This window comes from uncultured Amaricoccus sp. (genome assembly GCF_937858865.1).
Classification (GTDB): Bacteria; Pseudomonadota; Alphaproteobacteria; order Rhodobacterales; family Rhodobacteraceae; genus Amaricoccus.
Genome location: NZ_CALLYO010000193.1, coordinates 1 through 9,868, shown reverse-complemented (window position 1 = coordinate 9,868; position 9,868 = coordinate 1). Strand labels below are relative to the sequence as shown.

The following is a 9,868-nucleotide window of genomic DNA, read 5'->3' as shown; positions in this document are numbered from 1 at the left end:
CGGCTAACTAGCTGAACAGACCTACTAATCTTATCTCCGCCGAGGCGGCCTCACCCTATGCCGTGGAGGGCACCTTCCGTCCCACCTCCGCCGCCATCCGGTTCCCTCGACCGCCCGCGCCCCGCTCTCGCGCGTACCCGCCGAAGCCGCCACCAGCGCCCGCATCACCCTCCTCCCAGCTGATCCGCCAAGCGCCCATCCGCCGCTGTTGCCAGCCGCCCCGCCGCGGATCTAGCCTCGACCCGAGCCGTCCGGACCGGGGTCCACGCGATGCCGCCCAGCGTTTACCAAGTTTTAACCCGATGAATCCCTTTGTATTCATACACTTACCCTATGTTTCGCGCGCGAAATCCTCCCGTTTCGCACCCGGGCGCGCGAAATGACCCTCGACCCGATCACCCTCGGCGTCATCCAGGCCGGCCTGCAGCAGGTCTGCGACGAGATGGACCTCGCCTTCTCCCGCGCCGCCTTCTCGCCCGTCATCGCCGAGGCCGACGACCGCTCCGACGGCATCTATTCCGCCATCGACGGCGCCCTCATCGCCCAGGGTGCCCGCGGCCTCCCCGTCTTCGTCGGCACCATGCAGTTCTCCACCCGCCACATCCTCGAGCGCATCGCCCAGGGCCTCACCCTCCCCCCCGACCCCGGCGACGTCTACATCGTCAACGACCCCTACCTCGGCGGCACCCACCTGATGGACGTCCGCTTCGCCACCCCCTTCTACCGGGACGGGAAGATCTGGTGCTGGCTCTCCAACACCGGCCACTGGCCCGACACCGGCGGCATGGTCCCTGGCGGCTTCTCCGCCTCCGCCACCAGCGCCGAGCAGGAAGGCCTCCGCCTCCCCCCGGTCAAGCTCTTCAAGAAAGGCGCCCTCGACCCCGAAATCTACGCCATCATCACCTCGAACATCCGCATCGCCGAGACCCGCATCGGCGACGTGAAGGCCCAGGCCGCCGCCCTCCTGACCGGTGCGCAGCGCCTCAGCGCCCTCCTCGACCGCTACGGCGACCCCACCGTCGAGGCCGCGATCGCCGAGATCCGCACCCGCGCCGCCACCCAGATGCGCGCCATGATCGCCACCATCCCGGCAGGAACCTGGACCGCGAAGGCCTTCATCGACAGCGACGGCGTCGTCGACGAGCCCCTGACCATCGCCCTCGCCGTCACCCGCGAGGGCCCCGACCTCGCCTTCGACTTCGCCGGCTCGTCGGCGCCCTGCGCCGGCCCGATGAACTCGGTCCGGGCCACCACCCTCTCCTCGGTCTACCTCGCCATGCGCCACATCTTCCCCGAGGTCCCGATCTCCGCCGGCGCCTTCGACCCCCTCCACGTCACCGGCATCGAGCACACCTTCCTCGACGCCCATTACCCCCGCCCCGTCTCCGGCTGCGCGGCGGAAGTCAGCCAGCGCATCGCCGAAGCCGTCTTCGCCGCCCTCGTCCCCGCCCTCCCGGAAAGGGTCATCGCCGCCCCCGCCGGCACCTCCGGCAACTTCGCCCTCGGCGGCCACGACCCCGAACGCGGCCGCGACTACGTCATGTACCAGATCTCCGGCGGCGGCTACGGCGGCAACGCCGACCACGACGGCCTCTCCAACGGCTGCTCCACGATCGGCATCTCGAAGGCGCCCCCCGTCGAGATCATGGAACAACAGTACCCCGTCCTCTACCGCCGCTACGCCCTGCACGAGAACTCCGCCGGCGCCGGCCGGCACCGCGGCGGCTTCGGCCTCGACTACGAGGTCGAGCTCCTCCGCGGCACCGCGCGGGCCTCCTTCGTCATGGACCACGGCCGCTTCGGCCCGCAGGGCGCCCTCGGCGGCCGGGACGGCGGCAAGAACCGCGTCGAGATCATCCGCAACGGCGAGACCCAGACCCCCGAGCACCTCTCCAAGGCGCAGGACATCCCGCTCTCTCCCGGCGACCGCGTCCGCGTCCGCACGCCCGGCGGCGGCGGCTACGGCCCGCCGGCCGCCCGCGACCCCGCCGCGGTCGCCGAGGACGTCCGCCTCGGCCGCTACGCCCCGGAAGAGGCCGCGGCGCTCTTCGGCCTCAGGCCGACAGCGCCCGCCGCAGCTGCTCGGCCGACTTCGACACCGCCTCCTCGTCGCGGGTGAATTCCTCCCGCCCGGCGAGCAGCGCCTCGAGCCGGGCGCGCGCCCGGCTCACCCGGCTCTTCACCGTGCCGACGCGGGTGCCGAGCACCCCGGCCGCCTCCTCGTAGGAGAGCCCGCTCGCCCCAACCAGCACCAGCGCCTCGCGCTGGTCCGGCGGCAGCACCTGCAGCGCACCGAGGAACTCGCGCATCTCCATCCGCCCGTCGTGCGCCGGCGCCGCGGTCAGCCGCGCGGCATAGGTGCCTTCCGCATCCGACACCTCGCGCCAGCGGCGGCGGCCCTCGGAATAATACTGGTTGCGCAGGATCGTCACCAGCCAGGCGTGCAGGTTGGTGCCCTGCCGGTACTTGTCGCGATTGGCGATCGCCTTGGCCAGCGTCTCCTGCACCAGATCGTCCGCGCGGTCGCGGTTGCCGCTCAGCGAGCGGGCGAAGCCGCGCAGCATGGGGATCGCGGCCACCAGATCGTCGCGGAAGCTCGAGCTCACGAGTCGCTCTCCTTCGCGGTCTTTCCCTCGAGCTTCGCCAGAAGCTCGAGCATGTCCGCGGGGATCTCCTCCTGCAGCGCCTCGTCGTAGACCCGCCGCAGCTGGTTGGTGATCCAGTCCTGCTTACGCGCGCCCCCTCGCCTGGGAGGTTTTTCCCCGCCGCCGGAATCCCTGCCCGTCATCATCACTCCAACCGGTCCGCCTGACCCTTGCCGAATGCACTCCACTCCAGCGAAATGCGCAAGCCGTCGCGATGGTTCCCCGCTGACGTGGAACCTTTGCTCCGGTTCGGCGATTGACGCCGTGCCGGCGGTGCGCATGCTCGGGCCGGCGAGTCGTGCCGGAGGATCAAGCGCGAGATGCCCACGAGCCTGTCCCAGGAGATCGCCCCCCACCTGCCCTACCTGCGCCGCTATGCCCGCGCGCTCACCGCCTCGCAGAGCGGCGGGGACGCGCATGTGACCGCCTGCCTCGAGGCGATCCTCGCCGATCCCTCGATCTTCGATCGCAGCCAGGGGGTGAAGGTCGGCCTCTACCGGCTTTTCCACGGCCTGCAGAAGGGGCTCGATCTCGACGAGGCGGGGGAAGAGCCAACCGCTGCCGCGGGCGAGCGCGCGGCCAGCGAACGCCTGGCCGCCCTCGCCCCGGAGAGCCGGCAGGTCCTTCTGCTCGCCACGCTCGAGGGCTTCCGGCCGGCCGAAGCGGCGACGATCGTCGGGCGGAGCGAGGCGGAGGTGGAGGCGCTCCTCGCCGAAGCGCTCGCCGACATCGACCGGCAGATCGCCACGCGGGTTCTCATCATCGAGGACGAGCCGCTCATCTCCCTCGACCTGTCGGAGATCGTCGAGAGCCTCGGCCATCAGGTCACCACCATCGCCCGCACCGCAAGCCAGGCGGTGGCCGCGGCGGGCAGGGACGAGCCGGGGCTCGTCCTCGCCGACATCCAGCTCGCCGACGGCTCCTCGGGGCTCGACGCGGTCCGCGACATCCTCGCCATGTTCGAGGTTCCGGTCGTCTTCATCACCTCCTTCCCCGAGCGCCTGCTGACCGGCAAGCGCCCGGAGCCGACCTTCCTCATCACCAAGCCCTACGATCCGGACGCGGTGAAGGCGACGGTCAGCCAGGCGCTCTTCTTCCGCACCGCCGCCTCGCTCGACGCCTGAGCTGCGCGCCCCGGCCGCATTGAGCTCGGGCCGCCGAGCTCCTATGCACGGGGTCGGATCGAACAACCCAGGGAGGCCCCGATGCGCCGCCTTCTCGTTGCCCTTGCGCTCGCCTCGCTCGCGAGCGGCGCGGCCCATGCCCACGACGTCGCCGCCGGCACGCTCGAGATCGGCCATCCGCATGCGTTCGAAACCTCGGCGAGCGCGATGACGGCCGCCGGCTATCTCACGATCACCAACAAGGGCACGACGCCGGATCGCCTGATCGCGGTGGAGACCGGCTTTCCACGCACCGAAATCCACACGGTCGAGGTCGACGCGGCCGGCGTCTCGCGCATGCGGCCGGTCGAGGGCATCGAGGTTCCACCCGGAGGAACGGTGGCGCTCGAACCCCAGGGCATGCACGTCATGTTCATGGGGCTGAAGGCGCCGCTCGTGGCCGGGCAAGCCATCCCGGCCACGCTGCGGTTCGAGGCGGCCGGCGCCGTCCCGGTCGAGTTCACAGTCGAGCCGCGCCGCGCGGACGGAACGGCCCACTGACCGTGGCGCCGGCGATCCCGGCTCAGCCGCGCGCCAGCCAGTCGTCGACCATCTTCTGCGCCTGCTCGCGCGACTTGCCGTAGCGCTCCTGCAGGATGCCGGTCAGCTCGGTCTGCCGGCCGTTGATCCGGTCGAGGTCGTCATCGGTCAGCGATCCCCACTCCTGCTGCACCTTGCCCTTGAACTGCTTCCAGTTGCCTTCGATCCGATCCCAGTTCATGTATCGCTCCTTCCTCGGTGACGATGTCGAATGCCGGGAGAACGGCTCCCCTCCGGCATGGTTCCGGGCGGATCGGGCCGCGGTGGTCACGGTTTGCTGCTGGAACCTCTCTCCCGAGGGGGCGTTGCCGTGGGCTGGCCGGCAGGAATGCAACTGGACATGACGATCGACCCCATCGACCCTGCCGGTCCCCGAGCGTTTCCCGGGGCGCTCGGCGCGCCTTCGCCCGATCATCTCGTGCTTCACGCCACTACAAGTGTCCTGATCGCGCTCGGCTGCCTCGTGATCGCCGCCGCCGCCCTGACATTCCTCCTCCGCCGCCGCGACCTCGACCGCACCGCGCGCCTGGTGGTCGCCGTCTTCATCGTCTTCATCGCGGCGACGGGACTGCTCAACCTCGGGCAGGCGGTCGGCCTGTGGCTCCCCGCGGACGGTGCCGAGCGTCTGCTCCGCCTCGCGGCGGCGGCAGCCGGCCTCATCGCCGCGGCCGTCGCCTGGCGCGAGCTGCCGCGGCTGCTGGCGCTTCCCTCCCCGAGGGACCTCGCGCGGGCGAACCTCGCCCTCGTCCAGGCCAATACCTCGCTCGAGACGGCGATCGCCTGGCGGACCCACGAGCTCGAGCGGGCGACCCAGCGCTTCGAGCAGGCACTCTCGCGCTCGAACATCACGGTCTACACCCAGGACCTCGACCTGCGCTTCACCTGGATCCACAATCCCCGCCTCGGGCTCGACGCCAGCGAAGTGATCGGCAAGCGCACCGCCGACTTCCTGCGCGAGGGCGCCGAGGACGAGTCGCTCGAGCTGAAGCGGCGCGCGCTCGCGACCGGCCTCACCACCAGCGACACCGTGGCCGTGGCGACCCCGAGCGATGGCACGCTCTACCTCGACATGACCGTCAGCCCGACCGTCGACCCAGCGGGCGAGATCGACGGCGTGCTCTGCACCGCCGTCGACGTGACCGAGAAGCGGCTCTTCGAGGTCCGGCTCGCCGCCATGGCGGCGCAGATCGCCGCCGCCTCGCGCCGCTTCGAGCTCGCGCTCGAGAACTCCGGCATCACCGTCTTCGAGCAGGACGCCGACCTGCGCTACAGCTTCGTCTCCACCCCCCCGCCCGGCACGCGGCCTGAGGACTTCCTCGGCCGCACCGACGCCGAGATCTACCCCGAGAACGAACTGCGCCGCCTGCTGCCGCCCAAGCAGCGGGTGCTCGAAACCGGCGGCCGCGAGACGGTCGAGGTCGAGCTCGGCTTCGCCGGCGACCGCCGCTTCTTCGTGCTCACGATCGAGGCGGTCGCCCCCCGCGCCGCCGACCCGGACGGCGATGCGGCCGGCGTCGACCCCGGCGTGCGCGGCATCCTGGTCAGCGCCCTCGACCTGACCGAGCGGCGGCAGGCCGAGCAGCGGATGCGCCTGATGATGCGCGAGCTCACCCACCGCTCGAAGAACCTTCTCGCCGTCATTCAGGCGATGGCGCGCAAGACGGCGGACCTTTCGCAGGACATGGACAGCTTCATCGCCGACTTCTCGTCCCGGCTCCGCGCCATGGCCGCCGCCCACGACCTCCTCGTCTCGCGCTCCTGGCAGGGCGCCGACCTCGAGGAGCTGCTGCGCGCGAGCGTCGCCCAGACCATCTCGCCCGACGCCGCCCAGGTGCGGATGCACGGCCCGGCGCTCGTCCTCTCGCCGGACACGGCGCAGAACCTCGGCCTCGCCTTCCACGAACTCGCCACCAACGCCAGCAAGTACGGCGCCCTCTCGAGCGAGGCGGGCGAGCTCGACATCGGCTGGACCCGGGCCGACGGAAGGATCCGCATCCTCTGGCGCGAGCACGGCGGCCCGCCGGTCGTGCCGCCGGAGCGCCACGGCTTCGGCCGGGTCCTGCTCGAGCGCCTGGTCGGCGCCACGCTGAACGGATCGGTCACCCTCGACTTCCAGCCCGAAGGACTCGTCTGCGAGATCGAGTTCCCCGATGCCGGCCTGGCGCAGACCTGAATTCCCGCCTCAGCCCGAGCCGAACGACCCGAGTCGCGCAAAGGCGCGGTCGATCTCTCCCAACAGGCGGCGAAGCTCGCCGTCCTCCTCGGCTCGACCGAGCCGCAGGATCCGCCCCCGCCAGGTGCGCAGGCCGCCCAGCTTCTCGTCCTCGCTCAGCGAGGGATCGGCCAGCAGGGCCTGCGGAGACGCATAGCCGGCAAATCGCTGCACCCCTGACATACCCGCCTCCATCCTGCCGCCGCTTCCCCGGCGTCCTGCACCTCCCGTACCTCCAACCGGCAGCGGCCCCGATCGTTCCCCCGACAAATGTTAATGCGTCCGTTCCAGGGGCATGCGATCGTCCGTCACCCGATCGATTCCGGATCGGCTGCCGGCGAGGGGCATCCGGAAGACGAGCTTGCGGGACGTGCCGCCCGCATACATCCTCAGCCGGAGGGAGCACCGCACCGTGATCGAGAGGCGCCTGGCCCTGCCGAACATCCGTGTCCTCCTGCTCGAGGACGACGCCCTCATCTCGATCGACGCCGAGGAGATGCTGCAGTCCCTCGGGGTCGGCCAGGTGCACGTCGCGCACACGCTCGACGAGGCCCGCGCCATCGCGGCGCGCGAGCGCCTCGACGTCGCGGTCCTCGACCTCGTGATCGGTCACGAACGCTGCGAGGCCTTCGCCGGCGACCTGCTCAGCTCGCGGGTGCCGATCGTCTTCGCCAGCGGCATGCGCGACGACGCCAGCCTGCCCGAGGCGCTGCGCGCCGCCCCGACGGTCGACAAACCCTACTCCAGCCAGGCGCTGCACGGGGCGCTCGCCCGCGCGCTCGGCCGCCTCGGCTGATTCCCGCCGCCCCAGGCAACCCTCACCCGGCGCGGGCGTTGCTCCCCCGCACACCAGCCGCATCGCTGCGGTCGCCCGACCGCGCGGTTGCGGCGCGACGAAGGAGTGAGACATGCTGAAGACCCTTCTTGCCGGCACCGCCGCCGCTGCGTTGCTCGCGTTCGGCGCCCTGGCGCAGGAGAGCCCGGCGGCGAACGAAACCGCGCCGCCGGTGCTGGAGAACGACGCCGGCGCTCCCGCCACCGAGGCGCCCGACGCCGCGCAGGTTCCCGAGAGCACGACCGACGACGCGGCGCCGACCGACACGGCGCAACCCGCCGCGCCGGACGCGGCGACCGACGCGCCTGCCGACGTCGCGACCCCGGCGCCCGCCCCGGAGGGGGCGCTCCCCGAAGGCGCGGTTCCCGTCGACCTCGCCACCCTCACGCCCGACACCCTGATGGGCGCGGACATCCTCGGCCAGGAGGGCGACACGATCGCCTCCGTCGACGAAGTGCTGATGTCCGCCGAGGGCAGGATCGACAAGGTGATCGCCCGCTTCGGCGGCCTGCTCGGCTTCGGCGAGACGAAGGTGATGCTCGCACCCGAGGAGATGGCGGCCTACCGGACCCCGGACGGCCTCGTAGTGCTGACCACGAACCACACCGCGGACGCGCTCAAGTCGATGCCCGAGTACATCGCCCCCGAGCCGGCCCCCGCCGGCTGAACCCGCACCCTTGGCTCGATGACGAACGACGGCTGCCGCACCATGCGGCAGCCGTTTTCGGGCGCAGGCGAGGCGAAGGGGCTTGCACCGCGGGCGGGCCATCGCCTAAGCCCATAGCACGGCAACGAAAAGAGCGGCATCAGGGGGGAGCGGCCATGCCCGATTTCATCGACGTCCGTGACGCGCGTTTCGAGAAGCTCATCCACGGCAACGCGCGCATCGACAAGCTCTGGTCCGGCGGCCGCTGGGCCGAGGGTCCGGCCTACTTCCCGGCCGGCAAGTACCTGATCTGGTCCGACATCCCGAACGACCGCCTGATGCGCTGGGACGAGACGAGCGGGCATGTCTCGGTCTTCGAGGCGCCCTGCCGCAACCAGAACGGCCACACCGTCGACCGCGAGGGGCGGCTCCTCGCCTGCGAGCACCGCGGCCGCTGCGTGAGCCGGATCGAGGCGGACGGCAGCCGCACCATCCTCGCCGATTCCTTCAACGGCAAGCGGCTCAACTCGCCCAACGACCTGGTGGTGAAGTCCGACGGCTCGGTCTGGTTCACCGACCCGAGCTACGGCATCGACAGCGAGTACGAGGGCGACGCCGCGCCCTCCGAGATCGGTTCCTCGAACGTCTATCGCATCGACCCGAAGACCGGCGCCGTGACGCTCCTCATCGAGGACATGGTGCAGCCGAACGGCATCGCCTTCTCGCCCGACGAGAGCATCCTCTACGTCGCCGACACCGGACGGACCCACGAGCCCGACTGCACCCCGAGCATCCGCGCCTACCCGGTGTCGCCCGACGGCACCTCGGTCGGGCGCGGCGCCGAGTTCGTCACCTGCGACAACGGCCTCTTCGACGGCTTCCGCGTCGACACCAAGGGCAACATCTGGTCCTCGGCCGGCGACGGCGTGCATTGCTTCGCCGCCGACGGCACGCTGCTCGGCAAGATCCTCATCCCCGAGGTCGTCGCCAACGTCTGCTTCGGCGGGCCGAAGCGGAACCGGCTCTTCATCTGCGCCACGACCTCGGTCTTCGCGCTCTACGTCAACGCCCGCGGCTGCGGCTTCTGAGGGAGGGCGCGCCCATGCGGCAGACCTGGCGCTGGTTCGGCCCGAAGGATCTCGTCTCGGTCGACGACATGCTGCAGGCGGGCGTGGAAGGCGTCGTCTCCGCCCTCCATCACGTCCCGAACGGGGTAGTCTGGACGCCGGAGGAGATCGCGCAGCGCCAACGCGAGATCGCCACGCGCGGCGACGGCACCCCCTCGGGCATCGCCTGGGAGGTGGTCGAGAGCCTGCCGGTCTCCGAGGACATCAAGAAGCAGAAGGGCGACTGGCGCGCGCACATCGAGAACTACCGCATCAGCCTGCGCAATCTCGCCGACGCCGGCATCGAGGTCGTCTGCTACAATTTCATGCCGGTCCTCGACTGGACGCGCACCGACCTCGCCTGGCAGGTCGGCCACGGCGGCACCTGCATGCGCTTCGACTATCCCGACTTCGCCGCCTTCGACATCCACATCCTCGGCCGCGAGGGCGCCGCCGAGGACTACCCCGAGGACGTCCGCGCGCGCGCCGCCGAGCGGCACGCCGCGATGGGCGACGAGCGCAAGAAGCAGCTCGCCCGCAACATCGTCTTCGGCCTGCCCGGATCGGCGCAGGGCATCACGCTCGACGACGTGCGCCGGCACCTCGCCGAATACGGCGACATCTCCCCCGAGCAGCTCCGCGCCCACTTCATCGCCTTCCTCGAGCAGGTGATCCCAACGGCCGAGGACGTCGGCATCCGCATGTGCTGCCACCCCGACGA

The 9,868-nt window shown here is 71.0% G+C and carries 12 protein-coding genes; 8 read left to right on the top strand and 4 right to left on the bottom strand.

Features of this window, described 5'->3' with window-relative positions; translation table 11 throughout:
• Positions 1-379: 379 nt before the first annotated feature.
• Complete coding sequence (locus tag Q0112_RS05330; protein WP_297972448.1) at positions 380-2,119, top strand: hydantoinase B/oxoprolinase family protein; 1,740 nt, start codon at positions 380-382, stop codon at positions 2,117-2,119.
• Here the strand turns inward: Q0112_RS05330 and Q0112_RS05325 are convergent.
• Together Q0112_RS05325 and Q0112_RS05320 are read right to left on the bottom strand one after the other, a co-directional pair.
• Complete coding sequence (locus Q0112_RS05325) at positions 2,055-2,606, bottom strand: sigma-70 family RNA polymerase sigma factor (RefSeq protein ID WP_297972445.1); 552 nt, start codon at positions 2,604-2,606, stop codon at positions 2,055-2,057. The two genes, Q0112_RS05330 and Q0112_RS05325, sit on opposite strands and share 65 nt — an antisense overlap.
• On the bottom strand, positions 2,603-2,791 hold the full coding sequence (locus tag Q0112_RS05320; protein ID WP_297972442.1) for a NepR family anti-sigma factor: 189 nt from the start codon (positions 2,789-2,791) through the stop codon (positions 2,603-2,605). Before Q0112_RS05320 ends, Q0112_RS05325 begins: the two co-directional genes overlap by 4 nt.
• Positions 2,792-2,965: 174 nt before the next feature.
• Between Q0112_RS05320 and Q0112_RS05315 the strand changes: the two genes are divergently transcribed.
• Together Q0112_RS05315 and Q0112_RS05310 are read left to right on the top strand one after the other, a co-directional pair.
• On the top strand, positions 2,966-3,769 hold the full coding sequence (locus Q0112_RS05315; RefSeq protein WP_297972440.1) for a response regulator: 804 nt from the start codon (positions 2,966-2,968) through the stop codon (positions 3,767-3,769).
• 81 nt (positions 3,770-3,850) lie between these two features.
• Positions 3,851-4,309: a copper chaperone PCu(A)C gene (locus tag Q0112_RS05310; RefSeq protein ID WP_297972437.1), complete on the top strand. Its 459-nt coding sequence runs from the start codon at positions 3,851-3,853 to the stop codon at positions 4,307-4,309.
• A 22-nt stretch (positions 4,310-4,331) separates the two neighbouring features.
• Here the strand turns inward: Q0112_RS05310 and Q0112_RS05305 are convergent, their stop codons facing one another.
• Entirely contained in the window at positions 4,332-4,529 is a 198-nt protein-coding gene (locus tag Q0112_RS05305) for a CsbD family protein (RefSeq protein ID WP_297972434.1), read from the bottom strand.
• Between the two features lie 159 nt (positions 4,530-4,688).
• Here Q0112_RS05305 and Q0112_RS05300 point away from each other — a divergent pair, with 159 nt between their 5' ends.
• A complete protein-coding gene (locus tag Q0112_RS05300; protein ID WP_297972431.1) occupies positions 4,689-6,521 on the top strand; it encodes an HWE histidine kinase domain-containing protein in 1,833 nt (610 codons plus the stop codon).
• A gap of 9 nt (positions 6,522-6,530) precedes the next feature.
• Here Q0112_RS05300 and Q0112_RS05295 read toward each other — a convergent pair whose 3' ends face one another.
• Complete coding sequence (locus Q0112_RS05295) at positions 6,531-6,743, bottom strand: hypothetical protein (protein ID WP_297972428.1); 213 nt, start codon at positions 6,741-6,743, stop codon at positions 6,531-6,533.
• A 229-nt stretch (positions 6,744-6,972) separates the two neighbouring features.
• Between Q0112_RS05295 and Q0112_RS05290 the strand changes: the two genes are divergently transcribed.
• From Q0112_RS05290 to uxuA, 4 genes are all read left to right on the top strand, one after another.
• Entirely contained in the window at positions 6,973-7,356 is a 384-nt protein-coding gene (locus tag Q0112_RS05290) for a response regulator (protein ID WP_297972426.1), read from the top strand.
• A 112-nt stretch (positions 7,357-7,468) separates the two neighbouring features.
• Positions 7,469-8,062 (top strand): hypothetical protein, encoded by a 594-nt coding sequence (locus Q0112_RS05285; RefSeq protein ID WP_297972423.1) that lies wholly within the window; start codon positions 7,469-7,471, stop codon positions 8,060-8,062.
• Between the two features lie 155 nt (positions 8,063-8,217).
• Entirely contained in the window at positions 8,218-9,129 is a 912-nt protein-coding gene (locus tag Q0112_RS05280; protein ID WP_297972420.1) for an SMP-30/gluconolactonase/LRE family protein, read from the top strand.
• Between the two features lie 14 nt (positions 9,130-9,143).
• Positions 9,144-9,868: mannonate dehydratase (gene uxuA / locus Q0112_RS05275; RefSeq protein ID WP_297972418.1), on the top strand; the 725-nt coding region annotated here is incomplete at its 3' end.

What these genes read in the sequence shown, in the direction of transcription:
- Q0112_RS05330 (WP_297972448.1), top strand. Translation starts at nt 380, where the DNA reads ATGACCCTCGACCCGATCACCCTCGGCGTCATCCAGGCCGGCCTGCAG.
- Q0112_RS05320 (WP_297972442.1), bottom strand. Translation starts at nt 2,791, where the DNA reads ATGATGACGGGCAGGGATTCCGGCGGCGGGGAAAAACCTCCCAGGCGA.
- Q0112_RS05315 (WP_297972440.1), top strand. Translation starts at nt 2,966, where the DNA reads ATGCCCACGAGCCTGTCCCAGGAGATCGCCCCCCACCTGCCCTACCTG.
- Q0112_RS05310 (WP_297972437.1), top strand. Translation starts at nt 3,851, where the DNA reads ATGCGCCGCCTTCTCGTTGCCCTTGCGCTCGCCTCGCTCGCGAGCGGC.
- Q0112_RS05305 (WP_297972434.1), bottom strand. Translation starts at nt 4,529, where the DNA reads ATGAACTGGGATCGGATCGAAGGCAACTGGAAGCAGTTCAAGGGCAAG.
- Q0112_RS05300 (WP_297972431.1), top strand. Translation starts at nt 4,689, where the DNA reads ATGACGATCGACCCCATCGACCCTGCCGGTCCCCGAGCGTTTCCCGGG.
- Q0112_RS05295 (WP_297972428.1), bottom strand. Translation starts at nt 6,743, where the DNA reads ATGTCAGGGGTGCAGCGATTTGCCGGCTATGCGTCTCCGCAGGCCCTG.
- Q0112_RS05285 (WP_297972423.1), top strand. Translation starts at nt 7,469, where the DNA reads ATGCTGAAGACCCTTCTTGCCGGCACCGCCGCCGCTGCGTTGCTCGCG.
- Q0112_RS05280 (WP_297972420.1), top strand. Translation starts at nt 8,218, where the DNA reads ATGCCCGATTTCATCGACGTCCGTGACGCGCGTTTCGAGAAGCTCATC.